The 22374-nt window shown below is 48.4% G+C and carries 17 protein-coding genes; 10 read left to right on the top strand and 7 right to left on the bottom strand.

Annotated elements, in window-relative coordinates; translation table 11 throughout:
- The 8 genes from mfd to hisF are packed head-to-tail and all read left to right on the top strand — an operon-like array spanning nt 1 to nt 11990.
- Nucleotides 1–3438, top strand: coding sequence for a transcription-repair coupling factor (gene mfd, locus EHO60_RS01050; RefSeq protein WP_135766303.1), 3438 nt, complete (start codon nt 1–3; stop codon nt 3436–3438).
- A 48-nt stretch (nt 3439–3486) separates the two neighbouring features.
- Entirely contained in the window at nt 3487–4182 is a 696-nt protein-coding gene (locus EHO60_RS01045; protein WP_135766302.1) for a lipoprotein LipL31, read from the top strand.
- A 28-nt stretch (nt 4183–4210) separates the two neighbouring features.
- Entirely contained in the window at nt 4211–5047 is an 837-nt protein-coding gene (locus EHO60_RS01040; protein WP_135766301.1) for an undecaprenyl-diphosphate phosphatase, read from the top strand.
- A 40-nt stretch (nt 5048–5087) separates the two neighbouring features.
- Nucleotides 5088–8024, top strand: coding sequence for an LPS-assembly protein LptD (locus tag EHO60_RS01035; protein WP_135766510.1), 2937 nt, complete (start codon nt 5088–5090; stop codon nt 8022–8024).
- A gap of 3 nt (nt 8025–8027) precedes the next feature.
- Nucleotides 8028–9443, top strand: coding sequence for an undecaprenyl-phosphate glucose phosphotransferase (locus tag EHO60_RS01030; RefSeq protein ID WP_135766300.1), 1416 nt, complete (start codon nt 8028–8030; stop codon nt 9441–9443).
- A 32-nt stretch (nt 9444–9475) separates the two neighbouring features.
- Entirely contained in the window at nt 9476–9766 is a 291-nt protein-coding gene (gatC, locus tag EHO60_RS01025) for an Asp-tRNA(Asn)/Glu-tRNA(Gln) amidotransferase subunit GatC (RefSeq protein WP_135766299.1), read from the top strand.
- Nucleotides 9763–11226, top strand: a complete 1464-nt coding sequence (gene gatA, locus EHO60_RS01020; protein ID WP_135766298.1) for an Asp-tRNA(Asn)/Glu-tRNA(Gln) amidotransferase subunit GatA — start codon at nt 9763–9765, stop codon at nt 11224–11226. The genes gatC and gatA overlap by 4 nt, the downstream gene beginning before the upstream one ends.
- The gene (gene hisF / locus EHO60_RS01015) at nt 11223–11990 is read left to right on the top strand and encodes an imidazole glycerol phosphate synthase subunit HisF (RefSeq protein WP_135766297.1); all 768 of its coding nucleotides are present in this window, start codon (nt 11223–11225) and stop codon (nt 11988–11990) included. Before gatA ends, hisF begins: the two co-directional genes overlap by 4 nt.
- 32 nt (nt 11991–12022) lie before the next feature.
- Here hisF and EHO60_RS01010 read toward each other — a convergent pair whose 3' ends face one another.
- From EHO60_RS01010 to folD, 5 genes are all read right to left on the bottom strand, one after another.
- Nucleotides 12023–13162: an esterase/lipase family protein gene (locus EHO60_RS01010; protein ID WP_135766296.1), complete on the bottom strand. Its 1140-nt coding sequence runs from the start codon at nt 13160–13162 to the stop codon at nt 12023–12025.
- Between the two features lie 90 nt (nt 13163–13252).
- Entirely contained in the window at nt 13253–14011 is a 759-nt protein-coding gene (gene rlmB / locus EHO60_RS01005) for a 23S rRNA (guanosine(2251)-2'-O)-methyltransferase RlmB (RefSeq protein ID WP_210409301.1), read from the bottom strand.
- Complete coding sequence (gene cysS / locus EHO60_RS01000) at nt 13996–15408, bottom strand: cysteine--tRNA ligase (RefSeq protein ID WP_135766294.1); 1413 nt, start codon at nt 15406–15408, stop codon at nt 13996–13998. Before cysS ends, rlmB begins: the two co-directional genes overlap by 16 nt.
- Nucleotides 15405–16370 (bottom strand): acetylxylan esterase, encoded by a 966-nt coding sequence (locus EHO60_RS00995; RefSeq protein ID WP_135766293.1) that lies wholly within the window; start codon nt 16368–16370, stop codon nt 15405–15407. Before EHO60_RS00995 ends, cysS begins: the two co-directional genes overlap by 4 nt.
- A 16-nt stretch (nt 16371–16386) precedes the next feature.
- Nucleotides 16387–17241: a bifunctional methylenetetrahydrofolate dehydrogenase/methenyltetrahydrofolate cyclohydrolase FolD gene (gene folD, locus EHO60_RS00990; RefSeq protein WP_135766292.1), complete on the bottom strand. Its 855-nt coding sequence runs from the start codon at nt 17239–17241 to the stop codon at nt 16387–16389.
- 81 nt (nt 17242–17322) lie between these two features.
- On the opposite strand from folD, the gene asnS reads away from it, so the two are divergent.
- Together asnS and EHO60_RS00980 are read left to right on the top strand one after the other, a co-directional pair.
- Nucleotides 17323–18630, top strand: a complete 1308-nt coding sequence (asnS, locus tag EHO60_RS00985; protein ID WP_135766291.1) for an asparagine--tRNA ligase — start codon at nt 17323–17325, stop codon at nt 18628–18630.
- An 87-nt stretch (nt 18631–18717) separates the two neighbouring features.
- Entirely contained in the window at nt 18718–19509 is a 792-nt protein-coding gene (locus tag EHO60_RS00980; RefSeq protein ID WP_135766290.1) for a tetratricopeptide repeat protein, read from the top strand.
- Here EHO60_RS00980 and EHO60_RS00975 read toward each other — a convergent pair.
- Nucleotides 19481–20371, bottom strand: coding sequence for a hypothetical protein (locus EHO60_RS00975; protein ID WP_246028083.1), 891 nt, complete (start codon nt 20369–20371; stop codon nt 19481–19483). The two genes, EHO60_RS00980 and EHO60_RS00975, sit on opposite strands and share 29 nt — an antisense overlap.
- A complete protein-coding gene (locus EHO60_RS00970; RefSeq protein WP_135766289.1) occupies nt 20368–22365 on the bottom strand; it encodes an ATP-dependent DNA helicase in 1998 nt (665 codons plus the stop codon). Before EHO60_RS00970 ends, EHO60_RS00975 begins: the two co-directional genes overlap by 4 nt.
- Nucleotides 22366–22374: the final 9 nt, after the last annotated feature.

The following is a 22374-nucleotide window of genomic DNA, read 5'->3' as shown; positions in this document are numbered from 1 at the left end:
ATGTCAAGAGTCGAAGTCTCCGCCGCCGATTGGAAGCGTCCGCTTTCCCAAAAGATACTGCAATCCTGGAACCACCTCCGAAGAATCGCTTCGGCTCCTGCTTCCGTTCACGGCTTGTTGGCCTCTCTGATCGGAGATATAAGTCCGCGATCCGTAGTGGTAATCAGCTCCACCAATACCGAAGCGGAGTTTCTTTATCGCGAATCCCTCAGTTTTCTCAAACCGGAACGAACCCATTATTTCCCGGGTCAGGAAGTTCTACCGTACGAGTATATGCGTTACCCTCAGGAAATGAAACGGGAACGTATCAAGGTTTTGGCCAAGATTCTTTCCGGTGAAAAGGCGATCCTATTCACGTCCGTGGCCGGCTTTCTAAAATCCGTTCCGGCACCCGAGGCGTTGAAAAGTAGAACGATCAAATTGGAAGTCGGACAAGAGTTCGGTTTGGAAGCTTTACTTCGCGAGCTATTGCGTCTAGGTTATTCCCGAAAAGACGTATGTGAAGCGTTCGGGGAATTCAGTCTGAAGGGCGGAATTTTGGACGTATTCTCGTCTCTTTCGCGGGATCCGATTCGGATCGATTTTTTCGGAGAAGAGATCGAATCCATCCGCACTTTCGATCCGGCAACGCAGAGATCCTTGTCAAGCATGGAGAACGCGTGGATTTTACCCGCTGACGAATACGTCCTTACAGAGGAACAAAAAATCGCATATCGGAAATTGATATCCGAAGCGGATTCTTCCCTTCATCTTCCCGAAATTCCGGACGACTCCGGAGGAACCTATTTCGAAGAGTTGGTTCCTTTCGTGCGGCAAAATACCGGCTTTTTGTCCTATTTTCAGGAGCCGCCGCTACTTTTGTTTCCTTCTCCGAAGGATTCGCAGGAAAAACTCGCGAATTTGTTAAGAGAATTCGAGTCGCTCTACGAGAAAAGGAATAAAGAAGTGTTGTGCGCTCCACCTTCTTTTCTCTTGTCTCTAGAAAAGGAATTCAAATCGGTCGAGAATGCGGAAGGTATCCTTTTTTCCCAACTTCCGCCGTCAGGCCCGGAGGACTTGGTCTGTCCTTTGAAAGAGGCCCCTTCTTTTAAAGGGAAAATAAGGGAAGTGAGGGAAAAGATCGCTCAGTTGCGGGAAGATGGGGGATGGACCGTCCTATTGACTTCCTCCTTCGAGGCCCAGACGAAGAGACTACAGGGATTGTTCGAATCGGAGGACATTCATCTTTTAAATCCGGAGTCCGTCGAACCTGAGGAGATCCTTTTCTCCAAGGGACGAGAGGATGTCTTCTTGGCGGTATCCGAGATTCGTAGCGGCTTTATTTGGGAAGAGGAAAAGATCCTTCTACTTTCGGAAAACGACGTATTCGGCCGGGAATACAAACGGAAAACTAGATTCAAAAAACAGAATAGTAAAGCGATCCAGAGTTTCTTAGATCTGAAAGAGGGCGACTTTATCGTTCACGTGAACCACGGAGTCGGGCGTTTTCTCAAGATAGAAAGGGTAAATGCGGGAGGAAAGGAAAGGGATTTTCTTAAACTCGAATACCACGGAGGAGACAGTCTTTTCGTTCCTTTGGATCAGATCTCCTTGGTGCAACGTTTCGTCGGGGGAACGGAAAAGCCCAGGCTGGACAGTCTAGGAAAAAGCACCTGGAAAAAAACCAAAGACCGGGTTCAAAAAGCGGTGGAAGGCTTGGCGGAAGACCTGGTCCGCATGTATTCCAACAGGATAAAGCTCCAGGGTTACGCTTTTCCTCCAGACACGATCTATCAGGAGGAATTCGAGGCGGAATTCGAATACGAGGAAACCCCGGATCAGATAGACGCGATCGAAGCTGTCAAAAAAGATTTGGAGTCTCCAAGGCCGATGGATCGTCTGATCTGCGGGGACGTAGGATACGGAAAAACGGAAGTCGCCATTCGCGCGGCGTTTAAGGTCTCGATGGCTGGGAAGCAAATCCTTATGCTTGCGCCTACCACCATTTTGGCTTTACAACATTATAATACGATTAAGAAGAGATTCGAGAATTATCCCATTTCCGTCGAGCTCATATCCCGACTTCGTACCGCCTCGGAAACGAAACAGGTTCTGAAGAAATTTTCCGAAGGAAAAGTGGATATGATCATCGGGACGCACGCGATTCTCGCCAATTCCGTTCACCCGAAAAATCTAGGGCTGCTGATCATCGACGAAGAGCAGAGATTCGGCGTGAACCATAAGGAATCCATCAAGAAGTTGAAGAATTTGGTCGACGTGCTCACGCTGACCGCCACGCCGATTCCGAGAACCCTGCATATGGCTTTAACCGGAATCCGGGAACTTTCCATCATAGCGACTCCTCCCAAAAACCGTCAGAGTGTAGAGACCTACGTACTGGAAGAAGATGACGATTTGGTGAGGGACGCGATCCGAAGGGAACTTTCCAGAGGGGGGCAGGTCTTTTATCTTTACAATCGTGTGGAATCCATAGAGCGGGAAACCAAGCGCTTGAATGAAATCGTTCCCGAGGCTTCGATCGGGGTTCTTCACGGCCAGATGACGGAAGACGAGATCGAAGAGACTTTGGTGGATTTTTACGCCAAAAAGTACGATATTCTGGTCACGACCACCATCATTGAGTCGGGTATCGACATCCCGAACGTGAATACCCTGCTCGTAAAACGGGCGGACTTGTTCGGCCTTTCGCAGCTGTATCAGATTCGCGGCCGGGTAGGGCGCAGCGATCGCAAAGCCTATGCGTATATGCTTTTACCGAGAGATCGAGTGGTAACCGAGGATGCGGAAAAGAGGCTGAACACGATTTACGAGTACCAGGAACTCGGCTCCGGATTCAAGGTCGCTATGAGGGATTTGGAGATTCGCGGCGCAGGAAATCTGCTCGGAAAGGAACAGTCCGGCGATATCATGGAAGTGGGATTCGATTTGTATGTCCAGATGCTGGAAGAATCCATCGCAAAAATTCGGGGAGAAGAAATTCCCGTAGAAGTCAGAACTGCGATCAATTTGGAAACGGATTTTTACATTCCGGAAACGTACATACCGGATACACGTCAGAAAATCGAGTTTTATAAGCGCTTTGAAGGTGCGAAAGACATGGACGAGATCGAAGAGATTTCCGCCGAAATGGTGGATCGATTCGGAGAGCCTCCGGAAGAGGCAAAAACCTTCCTTTTGTTGGAAAAGATCCGCACTCTTGCCTCACGTATCGGTTTTGAAACTGTAGCCGAAGTCGGAGAAGAAATTCGAATGAAATCCGGCCCGCATTTCCTAGGAAGCTACGAGAAAATCGTGAACTTGATCTCAGCTAGGGTCGGCCTGACCATGAATCCGAGAGAACCGAACGTGCTACTCTATCTTCCCGGTAAGGCGAATCAAAAAGAAAAATTATCGAATCTAGTGTATCTTCTGACGGAGATGCAGCCCGTTAAAAAGTAATAGACGAGAAGGAGTGGATCACTAATTTTTGCTTAGGAAATTCCTTATATGAAACGCATACTTCCTTTGCTCAGTATTTTCTTTTTCAATGTTTTCTTTATCGGATGCGGAGACGGTACTCCAGTGATCGAATCCATTGACGGAACGAAGATCACCGTCGGCAGTTTCGAAAGCGCTTATGAGACCGCAATCGATACCCTAAGCCGCACTCAAAACATAGAAAAAAAGAACATCATAGATTTTATTACGAAAGATGCCGCGGAAGTTCCCGAACAGATGAGACCTCTCCGCGACGAATTTCAGAAAAAAACCTTTTTTGATCGTTATCGCCAGATGATGATGATCAAGTTGGTCGCGGACAAAAGCGGATTTACCAAAAGGGCAGATATTAAGGAAATCTTAAAGTTCCAGGAGATGCAGTTGATTTCCAACCTCTACATCGCCGAGCAAGTGGAATCCAAGATAAAGATTTCGGAAGAAGAAGCTCAGACGGAGTGCGGTGAATTAAGAAAACGGAATGCGGAAGTGAATACCCTTCCGATCGATCGTTGTCTTTTGCTTGCGAGAGCGCAGATCAAAAGTCGTCGCTCTATGGAAGTCTATCCCAAAGTATTGGAAAGGGTCAAGGAAGGAGTTACGATCAAGCACAACGAAAAGTTCGATTTGGAAAACTACTTAAGCAAAAATATCGTATTCCCGGAAGCCGCCAAAACGGAGAAAAAAGAATCCTCCGAAGCTAAATGATTTCCGGAAAGTCGAAACGTATTTAGATTTGGAATCTTTCCTAAACGCCCTATTCCGAAGCGTCATCGAGGCGGTTACGGAATTCCTGCCGGTGTCCTCAACCGGACATTTGTTCCTGTTCTCCTCCTTTTTCCCTTTTGCGGAAGGAGGAGAATTCGACGATCTTTTCGATATTTTTATCCAGAGCGGAGCGATTCTTTCGGTAATCGTTCTGTACCGGGACCGCTTTTTACATCACATCACTCTTAGTCTGAATTACGTTCGCGGCAAAGAGAAGGATGCAACCGGCATCCTTTTCGTGTCTCAGATTTTGGTAGGGGCTCTGCCTATTCTTGCGGTCGGATTTCTTTTGAAGGGATTTTTGGACAAGATCAAAGCGAGGGAGGACCTTTTGTTGATTTTGGGTTCCGCCTGGGTCGGGGGAGGAATTCTGATTCTTTTGGCGGAAGCATGGTTTCGGAAACAGAACGCTGATCGGAATCCGGAACCGATTCGGCTGAAGGATGCGATCCTGATCGGAATCTTCCAATGCACCGCCTTAGTTCCGGGAATGTCCAGGTCCGCTGCGACGATCGTGACGGCAAGGTTCTTGAAGAAAGACGCCCGTCATTCCGCCGAGTTCTCCTTTTTTCTTGCGGTTCCGGTTTTGTTAAGCGCAGGGATCTATAAACTCTACAAACATAGGCATATTCTCAACGGAGACACCTTGCCGGTGTTAGGGTTCGGATTTTTGGCCTCGTTTCTACTCTGCATTCTTGTCATACGGTGGTTCCTTCGGTTTCTCCAATCCCATTCCTTCGATACTTTCGGGGTATACCGGATCCTGCTGGGGTCAGCCGTCTTGATCTTCTATAAATTAAATTGATGCAGGCCTAACCGGAACGTAGATTGTGGCCTTGATTGGAATGCGCCTCTGGATCCGCACATTCACACTTCTGCTGTTTATCCCTACGGTCACTTGGGCCCAGGGAGCGGATCCCACACGCACTCCTCGCGGCGCGGATTCTTCCGCTAGCGGGGAAGACGAATCCTCCAAATCCGCGGTAAAGACCCGGAATAAACTACTTTCCCGATCCATAGAGTCTCTTACCGAAAGAGAAGTCGACGAACAACTGGAAAACCTGGGCTTGACGAGGGAAGGATCGATCTATACGAAACGACAGAGATTGAAAGCCTTTTTGGAGGAGAAGGATCTCTCCGCTCCCGAGAACCTTCAGATTCCGCAGGCTCCCAAAAAAGACCCGCCGATCGTGATCGAAAATGCGGCGGAAGGAGAGCTCCTCCGGGTGGATAAAACCAAAGGAGGAGTTCTTGTTTTACGCGGAAGGGTCAGGTTAAAATTAAGAAGCGGACACTTAGAAGCGGAAACGATCTCCGTGGATTCGGAGAGGCAGGAAATCTACGCGGAAGGCGGAATCCGTTTCGAAGACGGCCGAGCCAAGGTGGAAGGCGACAAATTCATTTACGATTATAAGCTGGATAAAGGGGTCGTCTATAAAACCAAAGGAAGCATGGCTCCGGCGTATTTTTTCGGGGAAAAATTCAAGAAACTAGACGATAAGCGCTATCTGCTTGAGATGGGATATTTTACCGGATGCAATGCGGAAAAACCCCACTATTCCTTCGAAGTCAGGAAGGTGATTCTGTACGAGGATCAGACCGCATTCGCCACCAACGTACAGTTTAAGATCGGTGACAGAACCGTTTTTTGGCTCCCGGCTTTTTATACCAATAATTTGGGCAACGGGTGGATCACACAAATGGGAAAGAACAACACGCAAGGGTTGTTCATGCAGAACTCGTATCAGTGGTCCGCTCTACCCACCAACTTTCTGGCTCCTATGGGATACAAACTTCGGGCGGATTATTATGAAAAGACGGGACAAGCCGTACAGCTCGAGATGTGGAAACAGAGCGGGGCACTAAACTACTTAATCGATTTGGGATATGCCAACCATAAGGACTACCAGATCACTTCCGCTTTTCAGGATCGATTCAGCTTGGCCACTACTGCGGTGACCAACGAAGTGGACAAGGGTACGAATTGGCTGGGCTATCCGAACATAGGACAGCAAAGCGAGCCCTGGAGAAAGGCGAGAATTTTCCTGAATTCCAAAACGAATAACACGGAAAAAGACGTAACCAGGAACTTCGCGATCCAATACGAGAACTATACCAATCGACTCTTCGAATACGAGTACGGAAACAGATACCAACCCAGTAACAGTTTGCAGTCTTTGTATACGTACAGGGACGTTCGGTTCGGGTATGTCAGGAATAACTTGGAATGGAAGGCGGATTATACGGAGAACCGCGGGGATCTTTCCGTAAACGTGAACATGAAACGGAATATGCTCTTTTATATTCTGAGTCCGCAGAACAAGTCCGGATATTTTCCGACGGTGGACGTTCTACCTTCCGTAACGATCAAGAACAACTCGGAACTGACCAGGCTTCCTTATTTCGATACTCCGGTTTATTGGGATACGTATCTTACCACTTCTCTTCTTCGTTTTTACGGAGCACCGGTCCGCCAGACTCTGCAGATCCCCACCCCGGACGGAAATTATCAGGATCCCAACGGAAACTATAAGGAGAACCTACTGCGGACTCAGACCTTTCTGCAAGGAGAGACCGGATTCAGGACTTCGATGAATTTCGGAAGTTATATTTCCCTCTCTCCTACGTTGTATTACGGGGCCAAAAAACAATCGGCGGCGATTCCGTCCAATAGTCAGAATTCCCAAACCACGTTTACCGCGTTGGAAAGAAGTCTCGCGAGAGACAGCTACCAATACTTTCGTACGAACACGAACCTGAGGATCGGAGCGCCGGTTCTCTTCTTTAATGCCACATACAGGAAGGTGGAAGCGGAAAAACCGGATTTGCAGGATCCGGTTTTGATGAAGAATCGGCAGCACGAATTGGAACTCTCCCTGGAAAGTTACGCTCTGGAGAATTTCGAAATTTCCCTGAAAACGATGCGAGACCTCAGGAATTTTTCCTCCCAATATGAGCCTCAGCCTACCAGCCAAGATCGCTGGTATTACACCGTTTTTCGGTTTGCAGGTTACATAGACTTTCTGGACGGGTTGAGTCGCAGGAGAAGAAGTTTACTCGAAAGGAAAAGAAGCTTTTATACGGGAATCTTTTTCAACAATGACTTCGTTTATCATACGCCTCTGCATCGACCTCTTTCCAATAACCTGACGGTTTCCTATAAACTCGGCGGGTTCAGATTGCCGTTTTTACGCTATATCCGGGAATTCGAAGCGGGAGGAACCTGGTATCATGTCTATTACGCTTCTATGATAGATAGTTACCGCTTTTTCCTAAAGGCCAGCGTGGACATCACGAGGGAGCTCGGGTTCGAGGCTGAACTGGATTCCAGAGTAACCGAACCGTGGAGATATACCAACCAAACGGATAGCTATTATTACCAAAGATATATCGTGGATAAGGACCCTACGGCGCCTTTTACCTCCATGAATATGAATTCCACCAACATTTGGCAGGATCTGGCCAACGGAACGGGAGTCAACGGAACCCAGGCTCAGAGGAGCACCGCTCTGAACATCAACCGGGTCATGGGCGTGATCAAATACAATCTGCATACCATGAATTTAAAACTGGGCTTGAGTAGCGATTTGCGCTCGGTCCCGGGAGGAACCACCGGGGCCAGCCAGGTGACCTTTTACGACCAGTCCATATTCTTTTCCGTTTCCTTGACGGACCTGACCATAGGGACGGAAGATACCTCTCAGTTGACAAGGATGCGTATTTATCGGTTCAAAAAACGTCCTTTGCGGGCCGGCGCTCTGGACGGAGTGGATTCGGAGTGACAAATGCTTAAAGAGAGGAGTCAGACTTTTAAACTTCTGTTCGTGTTCCTGGATGTGATTTTTTCCTTGGGAAGCTGCTTGTTCGCTTTCTTTCTGAGGTTCCATCTTCTGGACCCGAGCGGAGTTGATCGGTCGTATGTGGATACGGAAAGTTACGCGATCCTTTCCCTTCTGCTTTCCTTATCGCAAGTATTGGTCTTCCTTTCGGTGGACCTGTATCATCCGAGACGAGGTCTCTCCTTTGCCGACGAGTTTTTGGTGATTTTCGGCGGGGTGTTTCTGAACCTGCTTTTGGTTCTTTCATTGCTTTTCTTTTTCCGCGGAGATCTCGGGAGCGAAAGGTTTTCCCGGACCTTCATTCTTGCATTCGCCGGTACGAATATTTTTTCGACCACTATTCTCCATTTTCTGACCAGACAGGTCCTGAGATATCTTAGGAGTAAGGGATACAATCTGCGTAGGGTGCTCGTGATCGGAGTCAGACAAACCGCCTGTCGTTTTGCCGACTCCGTTCTTCGTCACCAAATCTACGGCTACCAGATCGTGGGATACGTTTCCGGTAAGAATGTAAAACCTCTTCGGAAAGAGATGAAGGTTTTGGGAAAAGCCGAAAAAATCGAAAAAGTTCTGGAGGAAGTAAAACCGGATCTTGTCGTCTATGCGTTGAACAACGAGGAAGGGGAATATCTACAGGACGTTTTGGATTCCTGCGATACGGAGGGAATCGATCTGAAAGTGATCCCGGGATTCCAGGAGTTCATCACCGCTAAGGGGCGGGTGGATGAAATGGACGGACTCCCTGTCATCAGCATCCGGAATATTCCGATTCGTTTGGGATACAATCGATTCATTAAGAGGAGTTTCGACATCCTTTTCTCTCTAGTCTTTATCCTGTTCTTCTCTCCGTTCTATCTTGTTCTGGCGATTCTCATTAAATTGACCTCCGAAGGTCCCGTGTTTTATATGCAGGAAAGGGTTGGGTTGGACAATAAAAGTTTCCGGATGATCAAATTCAGAAGTATGGTCGTCCAGGAAAAATCCAGGTCAGAAACCACTTGGACCGTCCAAAACGACCCAAGGGTCACGAAAATCGGGAAAATCATGAGAAAGACCTCCCTTGACGAAACCCCGCAGTTTTTTAACGTGCTCTTGGGGGATATGTCCGTCGTGGGTCCCCGACCGGAACGCCCTCACTTTGTAGAAAAATTCAAGAGCGATCATAGGCATTATATGCGGAGACACGCCGTAAAGGCCGGAATCACCGGATTGGCTCAGGTGAAGGGACTTAGGGGAGATACCTCGATCGAGGAAAGGATAGCGGCGGATATCTATTATATCGAAAATTGGTCCTTATGGCTAGACATTAAGATCATTCTTCTCACTCCTTTTATGGGGTTGATGGATAAAAACGCCTATTGATAAGGATCCGGGAAAAAGGAGAAAACGAACTCGTGAATTTAAACGAAGAATCCCTGAAAAAGATCGCAGACCTGGCTAAACTTAGGATACGCTCCGAAGAGGTCGGACCGTTTCTCCAAGATTTTAATAAAATCCTAAATTACGTGGATACGATCAAGGAGCTGGACGTGAGCTCTATCACGGAGGATGACCTGTATCCAAATTCGGGAAATTCGGTGCGGCATGACAAGATCGAATACGGATTGACTCGCCAAGAGATCGAATCCTTTGCCCCTAACTTTCAAAACGGTTATTTCGTAGTACCGAAGGTGATCGAGACATGAAAACCCTCTGGAAATTGGATTATTCTCAGGTAAAAAGCGGACTCAATTCGGGGGAATTCACTCCAACAGAATTGGCGGAATCCCTTTGGGAAAGGATCGAGTCGGTCGATCCGAAAATACAGGCCTTCCTTTCCTACGAAAAAGAGTTCGTACTCAAAGCCGCATCCGAAAGTACGGAAAGGAGAAAAAACGGAAAGCCACTCTCCGAGTTCGACGGTATTCCGATCGGAATCAAGGACAATATCTGTGTGGCGAACATGCTCACCACTTGCGCTTCGCGTATTCTGGAGAATTATCGTTCTCCGTTCAACGCGACCGTAGTGGAACGGCTCTTGGAAAAAGGATTCGTACTGTTTCCGAGGACGAACATGGACGAATTCGCCATGGGATCTTCCACCGAAAATTCGGCTTACCAGGTGACTACGAATCCGTTCGATACGACTCGGATTCCGGGAGGTTCCTCAGGAGGATCCGCAGCTGCCGTCGCCGCGTCTATGGTTCCGGTCGCTTTGGGATCGGATACCGGCGGATCGATTCGGCAGCCGGCTTCCCTTTGCGGGATCTACGGACTGAAACCCACGTACGGAACCGTTTCCAGATACGGGTTGGTGGCGTATGCGTCTAGCTTGGACCAGATCGGACCTTTGTCCAAGGATTTGCAGGGAGTCGTGGATGTGTATTCCGTGATCTCCGGAAAGGATCCTAGAGACGCCAGCTCCAGGAATATTTCCTCCTATGATCCTTCTAAACAGCAATCCTTGAAGATTCAAGGTTTGAAGTTGGGAGTCATGAAGATGAGTTCCGAAATCTCCCCTGAAGTGGCAAAAGCGTATTCCGAGGTTCTAGAGAAATTGAAGGCCGAAGGGGCCGAGCTGATCGAGTTGGATTTTTCGAAATTAGGTTCGGCGATTCCGATCTATTACATCATTGCGACTGCGGAATGTTCTTCGAATCTTTCCCGTTTTGACGGTATACGTTTCGGATCCAGAAAGGATCTTGCGGGAAAATTGGAAGATCTGTACGTAGCCAGTCGCAGCGAAGGTTTCGGACCCGAAGTCAAAAGAAGGATATTGTTAGGTACGTTCTCTCTCTCGGCAGGGTATTACGACGCTTACTATGGAAGAGCCCAGAAAGCAAGAGTGCTTATTCGGAAAGAATACGAAGGATATTTCTCCAAAGTGGATTTGGTATTGCAGCCGACTTCTCCCACCACGGCGTTTAAGATCGGAGAAAAAACTTCGGATCCGATCCAAATGTATAAGGCGGATATTCTGACCACGTCCGTGAATTTGGCTGGAGTTCCCGCCATATCTCTTCCGGTCGGAAAGGATTCCCAGGGACTTCCGATCGGGTTACAAGTGACCGGACCGGAATTGGGGGAAGGGAAAATCTTCTCGTTTGTGCAGGCTCTCTCTTCTCGGATCGATCCTAAGGTCGATTTACCGGATACGATCCGATGAGCGAATTGACGGCTCGAATCATTCCCTGCCTGGATATCAAGGACGGGCGTGTCGTCAAAGGCGTCAATTTCGTGAATCTAGTGGATGCCGGAGATCCGGTCGAATCCGCAGTGGTGTACGAGACCAATCTCGCGGATGAACTTTGTTTCTTGGACATCACTGCGTCCAGTGACAAGAGAAATATTTTAATTCATCTCGTGGAAGCCGTCGCGGAACGTATTTTTATCCCTTTTACCGTAGGCGGTGGAATCCGGACTCTGGAAGATGTAAGGGCGGTTTTGGAAAAAGGGGCGGATAAGGTTTCCATCAATACCGCCGCGTACCAGCATCCGGAATTACTTACCGCTTCCGCAGAAATTTACGGATCGCAATGCATCGTTTGCGCAGTGGACGTGAAATTCCACAAGGAAAGGGATAGATACGAGGTCTTTCTGCACGGGGGGCGTACGGAAACGGGTCGGGAGGCTCTGGACTGGGGTAGGGAAGCCCAGGAAAGGGGGGCCGGAGAAATCCTGTTGACTTCCATGGATAGGGACGGGACCAAAAAAGGTTTCGATATCGTTCTTTTAAAATCATTTTCTTCTAATTTAGAAATACCTGTTATAGCTAGCGGCGGAGCGGGAAATCCGGAGCACATGGTGGAAGCGATACTGAGGGGAAAGGCAGATGCGGTACTCGCGGCGTCCATCTTCCATTTCGGGGAATACACCATTGAGGAAACCAAAAAAAACATGCGGGAAATGGGGATCAAAGTCAGGCTTTGATCGCGTGCCCGATTTTCGGTCTTCGGGGTCTTTTAGAGACCGTTGGTATAGGTGATTACGGTGGAAAAGAAAGTCTGGACGGCGGCCGTACTGGAAGGGTTGGCGGGGTTTCGGAAGGACATTTGGGAATGGTCGAACCCTGATTGGGAGAATCTCCCCGCCACCGGATTACCGTAAAGTTGGCCGGAATAGGTGGACACGATTCCGTCGGTGTTCGGAAACTGAGGGCTAGTCGAGTTCAGAATGAGGCAACCACTGGCATAAATCACGTCATGCCCAGAGCAGGATCCGGCCAAATCTCCGTAATAGACCGAAACCTTGGAGTCCCTAAACGTTTGTCCTAGTAGACTTTCCAGATAAGGATTGTAGGAGCCGGAAATCGTTTGGCCCGGAAGCGGATTCGAACCTAATGTGCCCCCATTCGTGTAACCTAAATCCTTTCCGCCCGGAGTGCCGGTGACGAATCCGACGATACTTCCTATGGAGGAAAGATCGTTGTTCTGGTATTGAGGAGAGGCAAAGGGAGATCCGTAATAAGGAGTTCCCAGACTGACAATATTATCTATGACATCCTTCGTATTGTTCGGATGATACAGGGCCGCCCTAGATACCAAGCCACCCATCGAATGCGCCAGGATGATCACCTTATCTGCAGTGGCAAAATAGGTATTTAATGTGTCTATGAACCTTCTTCCGTTGTTGGCGACGTAATCGGAAGTTCTATAAGTAAAAACGTATATTTCATAATTAGAATACACATTGGATACGTTATTATCGGCAAATTCCAAGGCCTGGTTCCAGGTGCCGAGAAGCTTTGTCACCTTCGTGTATTTGTCGGTAGGGGGATCCGTGTTCCGCTCCGTAAAATCCCAACCGTGGATGAATATCAGCTTCGTTTTTCCGGAAACCTGTCCGACGGAAGGATCGCCGAAAAAATCCGCGTTGATCTGGGATTTAGTGGCCGGTACCGGACTGAGAATGTTGACGTACCGGTATAAGGCATGGTTCGTTTCCGTATAATATTCGAAAAGGATATAATTGATCAGTTTGTCCGTAGCCGATTCGTGATGGTGGGGCGTTAACTTGGCTTTTAAGTCATGCACCTTGCAGGCAGGAAAGCCGATGAAAATCAATAGGAGGAGGCAGATCCCATAGGAGAGATGTCCGAACATTTCTTAAGAGTCGCATGACTCGCAGCGCTTTCGCAAGCAGTAAAAACGTACGGATAGCGTAGAAAAACGTCCGTTCCGATGACGATCGGATTACGGAAGAGGGCGATTCTTGAGTCTGTCCAGAACGATCCCGGTCGCCACTGTGACGTTCAGAGAGGAAATATGACCGTGAAGAGGGATCCGTAAAACGAAATCGGATTTCTCCAGAAGGATTCTTTTGACTCCTTCCCCTTCGTTTCCCATCAGGATGACCAGGTCCTCCCAAGCAGGAACCTTGGACCAATCTTCGCTTCCTTGGTCGGCGGTCGAAACTACCCAAAAATTCCGTTTCTTTAATTTGTCCAGAAGCTGAGCGAGATTTCCCACACGAAACACTTGTAAGTAGGCCAGAGCTCCCGAGGCAGTTTTTTCCACTACCGGCGTGATTCCGGAAGATTCCCGATCCGGGATCAACACGGTCTCGATTCCGAAGCATTCGGCCGTCCTAAGTATGTTTCCCAAGTTGCCAGGGTCTTGGATCCGGTCCGGAATTAGGATAGGTCCCTTACAGGATTTCAAATGCTCTTCGAAGGATTTTTTATCTCCGCTATGAAGTAGAATTCTTTGGGCGATGATTCCTTGGTGGTTGCAACCCGGAACGAGCTGATCCAATTTGCTTAAGGAGACTTCGTTGACTTTGACATGTTTCGGAAGTCGTTTTAGGATTTCCTTTAATTCTTGGTTGGGATTCGCCTTTACCCAGACTTCCCGAAAGGAAAGCTCGGATCCTAACTCGAGATGTCGGACCAAGTTTTCCGAAATGTTCCTCTTGCCGTATATAAAATCCGACCGACTCACTTTCTTTTCCACCTTAATCCGTCTTTGGTATCTTCCACTATAATTCCCAATTCGTTTAGCCTATCTCTGATTTGGTCGGAGAGGGCAAAGTCCTTATTCTTTCTGGCTTCCTGTCTCTTTTGCACGAGTTCGTCTATCTCGGAGTCCAAGGTTTCCGGTTTCCATTCGAATTCCAGGATTCCGAGAATTCCGTCCACTTTGCGGAAGAATTCCAGAGCGGCTTCCACCTGCGGACCCGCAAGAGATCGTTTGTCCAGTCTTTGGTTTAAGGATTTTACGGCTTCATATACGTAGGCCAGAAATTTGGAAACATTCAGATCATCGGCAAGAGAATCCAGCATCTGCTCCCAAAGCTCCAGAGTCGGAATCGGGGAAGCGTCGTCGGGTGAGAGACTTGGCGTTTCTTTCTCCTTTAATAAACGATCGAGGCAAGCCTGGATACGGTGAACCGCTTGGTCCGCTTCTTCCAGACGATCGAAGGTAAAATTCAGTTTGCTCCTGTAATGCGTTCCTAAGAGCAAAAAGCGAAGCGCTTTCGGATCGGCTCCTTTTTGCAAAAGGTCTCTGAGAGTAAAAAAATTTCCTTTGGATTTGGACATCTTTTCGCCGTTTACGAGAAGGTGTTCCGAGTGGAGCCAGTATTTTACGAAGGACTCATTTGGATATGCGCCTTCGCTCTGCGCGATTTCGTTTTCGTGATGGGGGAAGGTGAGATCCACGCCTCCCGTATGAATGTCTATCCCGGAACCGTAGATTTTACGGATCATGGCGGAACATTCCAGGTGCCATCCCGGTCTGCCTTTGCCGAGGTCCGTATCCCAGAACGCTTCTCCTTCCAGCTTCGGGGATTTCCATAAGACGAAATCGCGGACGTCGTCCTTTTCATACTCGTCGGTGTCGTACCTGGTGCCGGTTTTCATCCCCGTCGAGTCGATATGGGAAAGTTTGCCGTATCCGGAAAATTTCGAAATGGAATAGTAGAGGCTTCCTTCCTTTTCGTAGACCAGACCTTTTTCCCGTAAGAGACGAATGATCTCCACCATCTCGGGGACGGAATCCGTCGCCTTCGGATAGTGTTCCAGCCTTTGGATTCCCACCGTATCTAGATCCTGGAAAAACGCCTCGGTCCAGGGACGAGTGAATTCCTGGATGCTTTGTCCGGAAGAGATGGACTCGCGTATGATCTTGTCGTCTATGTCGGTGATGTTCATGGTCATCTCCGGGACGAATCCCAAAGCCCGCAAAGAACGACGTAACAGATCCACGAATAAAAAAGCGCGTAGGTTTCCTATATGTGCGAAGTTGTAAACCGTAGGACCGCAGGAATAGATCCGGACCTTATTTTTGTCTTGGGGTAAAAAAGGTTCCTTTTTCCCGCTAAGAGTGTTATGGAACCGAACCTCTCTCATTCGGAAATCAGGATTTCTTTGGCGAATTCCAGATTTGCAAGATTCTGTTTGTCTCCCGCAATGCCTGCCTCGTTGCCTTCCGTCGGATATACCTGCATTCTTTTATCGCCTTGTATATGGTTGAAAAGGGCAAAGACGGATTTCGGATGGGAAACCCGATCTTCCATTCCGACGGAGACTAATGTGGGAACCTTGATCTTTTTGGAAAAATTCAAGGTATCGAAATAGGAAAGGTTTTTACGTAAAACCGTCTTCTTGGATTTCGAAGCCGCCAACTGTTCGGAGATTTCCTTGTTCCAGTTCGTTCCCAATTTCAATTGGGCATCCTCGATATAACAGAAGTTAGGCGTTTCTAGAATGATTCCTTTTACCCGATTGGAATGGGCCGCTCCGAAGAGGGACATGGAGGCGCCTAAGCCCTTTCCTGCGAGAATGATTTTTTCCCCGTCGATTCCGTCCGTTAACCTCAAAAACTCTATGGTCCGGATGACATCCAGGTACATTGCTTTTAGAAAAAACGATTCTTTCGCTTCCAGACCTTTGCGGAAATAACCGGGAGTCCAATCCGGATCGGGAAGTTCCCCTTCCTTCAGTACGGGGCGAATGAGTTGGGCGCCGTGACCTCTCAGGTCCAGGATCATTTGTGCGATTCCCGCTTCCGTCAATCCTTTGATGATCTGAGGACGGTCTTTGGCGTAATCATGAAAGTATACCAGTACGGGAAGGTCTCCCCGTTTCCGCGGAATGACGAGGCTTCCGGTTAAGGTGGCGTTTCCGTAGGATTGGAAGGAAATATCATAAATGGTTTCTTTAAGTATGGTTCCTTTCAACAAGGCCTTGGTCTGGTTTTTGACCGGAAAACCTTTGAGTTCCCGAATCGCTTCCGTCCAAAATTCGTCCAGATCCGCCGGAGGCTGGAAAGTGGGATAGGTTTGGAAGCATTCGTCGAAACTGATAGCCATTAGGGATACATCGTTTTCACTTTAGCGGGGGTGTAAAGTGATCTTTTGCGGAATACAAAGTCTGGAGTAGAAGGACGGCTATGGTCATGGGACCGACTCCACCCGGCACCGGAGTATAATAGGAGGAGATTTCTTTGGCTTTGGAAATCTCTATATCCCCTACGTTTCCCGGATTGTATCCCGCGTCGAGGAGAACCGCACCGGGCTTGATCCAGGAAGCTTTTACGAATTCCGGTTTGCCTACGGCGCCTACGACGATGTCGGAGTTACGGACGATTTCTTCTAAACCTTTCGTTTTAGAATGACAAAGCGTGACCGTGGCATTCATTTCCGTTAAGAGCATGGCCATCGGTTTTCCTAGAATCGGCGATCTTCCGACCACCGCCGCCCGTTTTCCTTCCGGAGAGATTCCGTATTCCCGCAATAAGAGGATCATACCGTAAGGAGTGCAGGGGAGAAAGGTCTCCACTCCCATGGAGAGTTTCCCGAAAGAAAGAGTGGTCACTCCGTCTACGTCCTTTTGCAAAGAGATCCGATCGAATGCCGCGCGTTCGTCGATCTGATGAGGACAAGGGTGTTGCAATAGAATTCCGTGAGTGTTCCGATCCGCGTTCAACCGGTCGATGACATTCAAGAGTTCCTCGGTGGTCGTGGATTCCGGGAGTTCGATTTTTTCGGAGAGCATTCCCACGGAATGACAGGCTTTTACTTTCATACTGACGTAGGTTTCGGAAGCCGGATTGCTCCCGACGAGAATGGTCGCTAACTTCGGGGGATTTTTTCCCGCCGCCACCATCTGTCGGATTTCCTCCGCGATCGAATCTTTGATTTTTTGGGAGAGTTTTTTGCCGTCTAACAGCCTGGGATCCATAGAATCAGGATTTCCTTTCGTCCTTGAATGTCATTCCAAAATAATCCTTTTCAGTCCTGCCTTGGAGCTAAAATACGATCCATGTCCGAACCCAAAACGATTTCCTTAAACGAACTATCAGAATACCGGGGACAGCTTGTAAAGATCCAAGGCTGGGTACACGGAATCAGGGGTTCGAACGCCAGACAATTTTTAAGCCTTAGGAATTCGGGAAGAATTCTGCAAGTCCTCGCGGAAAAGGAACTGCTAGGGGAAGAGACCTTTTCCGAAGTCAAACATCTCAAGCAGGAAACTTCCCTTTCCGTCACAGGAAAGCTGGTGGAGAACGAAAAATCTCCGATCGGATACGAATTGGTTTTGGAATCTTTTCGAAAGATCGGGGAGTCGGAAAATTATCCCATTACTCCGAAAGATCACGGAATAGACTTTCTATTATCCCAACGTCATCTTTGGTTGCGGTCCAGTCGTCAACTTGCCATTCTGAGAGTCAGGGACGAGCTGTCCTTTTCCATCCGGAAGTATTTTCACGAACGGAAATTCACCCTGATCGACACTCCCATATTGACGGGCTCCATAGGGGAATCTGCGGGGACGCTTTTTTCCACGGAGTATTTCGATTTAGGGAGCGCGTACTTGGCGCAGACGGGCCAACTTTATCTGGAGACAGCCATCTTCGCCCACAACAAGGTGTATTGTTTCGGTCCTACCTTTCGGGCGGAAAAAAGTAAAACGAGAAGGCACCTAACGGAATTTTGGATGTTGGAAGTGGAGAGCGCCTTCGTTTCTCACGAACAAAACATGGAATTGCAGGAAGACTTTATCCAAACCGTCGTAAAGCAAACCGTGCAAGCTTGTCTTCCGGAATTGAAAGTATTAGAGCGGGACCCCGGACCTCTATTGGAATATATGGAAAGGCAGTTTCCTCGGATCGATTACAAGGATGCGCTGGAGTTTCTCCGATCGGAAAAGGAAGACATCGTGTGGGGAGACGATATCAATTCGGAGCGAGAGCAGATGTTGGTTCGAAAGTACGGAGGACCGGTTTTCATACAGAAATATCCTAGGGAAGCCAAGGCCTTTTACATGAAAGTGAATCCGGAGGACCCTCGTACGGTCTTGAATGCGGATCTCATCGCTCCTGACGGAGTGGGGGAAATCATCGGAGGTTCCGAACGGGAGGAGAACTATTCCAATATCGTAAAAAGATTGGAGGAGGAAAAACTGCCCGTGGAGTCGTACGAATGGTACTTGGAATTGCGCAAGTACGGATCCGTTCCTCATTCCGGATTCGGGTTGGGATCGGAACGGTTGATCGCCTGGATTTGCGGCCTTTCGCATATCCGGGAATGCATTCCCTTCCCCCGGATGATGGAAAGACTTTATCCTTAAATGCTCTTGGAAACGGTTTTTCTTTCGGAAAAAAAACGCTGAAAATCAAAATCCTCTCCGATACCAGGAATAGAGGATATTATCACTATGGCCAAGAGTTCAGCGATTTCCCATTCCGTATCTTTGGAAGAATCCGTGTGGGAACTTTTCGAAACCGGGGCATACGAGGAAGTTTCCCTGGCTGCGGAGCGGCACCCGAGTAACGTTTTTATCCATCATTTAAGCGCGATCAGCCAATTCGAAACCGGAGCGGATACCGCGAATAATTTCCCGTTGGAAGGAAAGACGGTATTGACTCCTCTCCTCGGGGCGTATCTTCATCGGTCCAACGGACGGCCTAGGGAAGCGGCGATTCTGTTTCACGAATATTTTAAGGCCTCCTCTTCTCCGATTTCCTATTCCATCCTAAAAACCGGAATCAAGACCTGCGAGGAAGCCGGCAATTACAAGTTCGCTTTGGATCTGATCCAGATCTACAAGACTCTCTTTCAGGACGATTTCTTTGCGGGACTGGAATTCTTTTCCTTGTACCATATGCGTCGTTTCGGAGAGGCTCTCGAATCCTTTAAAAGAAACAGCCATCTACTCAGAGAAGACCGGGATGTTTTGGCGGCTCTGGGGCTTTGTCTCGTTCATTTGGGAAAATTCGAGGAGGCAAAGGAAATTCTGGAAAAACTTCCCGGGGCCGGAGAAATTCCGAGTTACGAGGATAAGGTAGCAGAATACGAACCTATGATCCGAAACATTTCGGAATACGAAAAAAGAAAGAAGCAACTTTCCGAAAAGGAACTTCTGGATCTAGGCTATGCCTATCTTTTTTCCCAATCTTATAAGAAAGCGGAGGAAGTCTTTACTTCCCTTGTTTCGCAAGTAAAATAATCACTTTCCCTTTCCGTAAAGCCTCTCTCGTTTTGGGAGAGGCTAGGATTCTCTCCCCGTCTTCGTTCGAAATCACCAGATCTACTGGATACTTTCCGGAAACGGACAAGGCTGTCGTTAGATAGGGTTTGTCTCCGGAAATTCCCCGTTTCATCGCTTCCTTCGGATCGGAAAGATAGATCGCAAAACCGTTATTCGTGATCGTCCCTTTTTTCAGGAAGAGAGGAGAATACAGGGTGACTCCGTCCTCGTTGCGTATTTCGGGGAAAAGCGCCGGCTCTAGGGGCAAGTGCCTTGCGTCCACGATGAGTCCGGTATAGGAATCCGTAGGAAGAAGTGCCGGATGAATTTCGGGAAATGATTCCGAAGAGTAGGGAAGAAGTAGATGGGAATAAACTCCTTTCGGACCTTTCAGGGGAAGGGTTCCCGTGGCGATTAGGCGGTTTTCCCGGTATCGATTTTCGATTTCTATCGGATCCTTTTCGTACAATTCCTGGAAGATTTCCCGGAATGTCTCGTCCTTGCCGATTTTTTCCTTCAGCAATTGGTTCGAATCCAGTCTGAGGTTTTCCATTCCTCGAAATAGGTATTTCTTCAGTTCCTCGCGTAAGGCTTCTTTGGCGATATTTCTGGCTTCGGTGAGATTTTTAGCGGTTCCCTCCCGGTTGTAATCCGGATCATTCGGATGAAAGACGATCCGGGGAAGTTGTCTTTCCACCGTTTTGCGGATCTCTCCGTTTTTCCAATCCGTGATCGTATCCGTTTTGTCCGAAGATTCCCAAGCGGACAGGGGCGGAAGGAAAGACAAGAATGTCAGAGCCGAAAATACAAAAACTAGGGCGGAAATTTTCTTCAGATTCATTTCAAAGCGCCTGCCACATACTTCGGTAATTTTGAATATTCCGATTTCAATTCTTCCCAGGACGGGATCCGTTTTGCAGGCGGAAGAGCCGAGACCAAATCCTTTCCGTAGGATTTGGTCCAAATCCTGGAGTCCAGCAGGCTCACGATCCCTGTGTCTCTTTCGGATCGGATCAATCTACCGAAACCTTGCTTCAAGATCGTGGTCGCGTAGGGAAGTTGGAGGTCCCGAAAAGGATTCCCTCCTTGCTCCTTCCATTTTTCGCTTCTGGCTTCCAGAACAGGATCATTGGGAGGTTGGAAAGGGAGTTTGGTTAAAATTACGGACCTGAGCTTGTCTCCTCGGATATCGACTCCCTGCCAAAATGTGGACACGCCGAAGAGAACGGAATTTTCCGTGGAAAGAAACGCGTTTTTAGCGGGTTCGGGCCCCAGTTCGATTTGGGAAAAAATCGGAAATCGGGCCAAGGGTCTTACTGTTTCCAGGATTTCGTTTAAAGAACGATTGGAGGTAAAGAGTACGAACGTATTTCCTTGGGTCAGTTCGATCAATTTGAGAATGTAACGGGAAAGGTCCGCGGAATTTCCCTCGGGATTTTCCGAAGCGTCCCTCACATCCTTCGGAAGGAAGAGTAAGGAATGCTTTTCGTACGGAAACGGAGAGGGAACGATCTTGGATTTGGAGGAAAGGTCGCCGATCCTCCGGCTAAAGTATTTCAAATCTCCCCGATTGGTGGCCAAGGTAGCCGAGGTAAAGATGATGCTTTCCGTTCGGGGTTCCAGTACTTCTCTTAAGATGCTTTCGGATTCCAAAGGTTGGGTCAGGAGTTTGGGGTAAATTTCTTTCGTTTTTTGGTTCGGAGGATCCGCCCAGTACACCCGTTCGCCGGCGTCCATGGTACGAAACAGGTGTAGACCTTCCGCCACCTCTCCGATCCGTTTGGCTAGCATCTCTATTTCCAGTGCGATTTCCTTTTCTTCCAACTCTTCGCTTTCTTTGCTGTATTTTTTTCCTTCCAGGAGAAGGGCTTGTTCCAGGGAATCCAGCAAGGATTCGAAGGCGCCCCCGTCCATTTTTAAGACCTTACGGATCCTTTGGGAGCCGTAGAAATTCAAAGGAAGTTCGCCTGCGATGGAGTTGAAGCAGTGAAATAATTTTTCCCCCGCTTGGGTCGTCAGGTCGTTGATCCGGGGAGAACCGAGTCGCACGGCTAGTCCGGATTTCTTTTGGGAATTCCAGACTTGCTGGAGTAATTTTTGGATTTCGCCGGATGACAACTCGATTCGAAACGCGGAGCCCAAGGTTTCGGGGAAATGGTGGGCCTCGTCTATCACTAGTTTGGCGAATTCCGGAAGAATGTTAAAATCGGAGGCGATATGTGCCGCAAGCAGATGGTGATTCACGATCAGAATCTGGGCTTTCTGCCATTTGGCTCTTTCCAGAAAGTAAAAGGAATGGGAAAAGTTCGGGCAATTTCTTCCTAAACAGGAATCCGCTTCCCGAGTCACCTTATTCCAAAAGTCGAAGGAGGCAAAACCGTCGTATTCCTGTCTTCTTCCGCTTTCGGTTTTAGAGGTCCAATTCTTGAAGAACTCCAGGTGATCCAGCATTTCCGGACCGAAGGTTCCTTGGGTGAGAACGTTCCCCAGTTTTCTCTTACATACGTAATTGGAGGCTCCCATTGCGATTTCCGCACGGATTTCTTGTCCTAGAATTTCGGAAACCAGAGGGATGTCTTTTTGTACAAGCTGGTCTTGGAGCGCCTTGGTCTCCGTAGAAATGACGACGGTTTTTTGGTCCTCCAAGGAGGAGAGAGCGGCGGGGATGAGGTAGGCTAGGGATTTTCCTACTCCGGTTCCCGCTTCTACGATCAGGTGTCTTGCTTCCCGGAAGGCATTTTCCACCGCTTCGGCCATCTGGATTTGGCCCGGTCTGGACTCGAATTCAGGCCAGATTCTAGAAAGTTTGGAGAATTGTTCCGCAACGGTTTCCAAATGAAATCC

Origin of the sequence: Leptospira fletcheri, from assembly GCF_004769195.1 — a bacterium.
Classification (GTDB): domain Bacteria; phylum Spirochaetota; class Leptospiria; order Leptospirales; family Leptospiraceae; genus Leptospira_B; species Leptospira_B fletcheri.
Note: the sequence above shows the minus strand (reverse complement) of the source record. Positions and strands in the feature narration are given on the sequence as shown.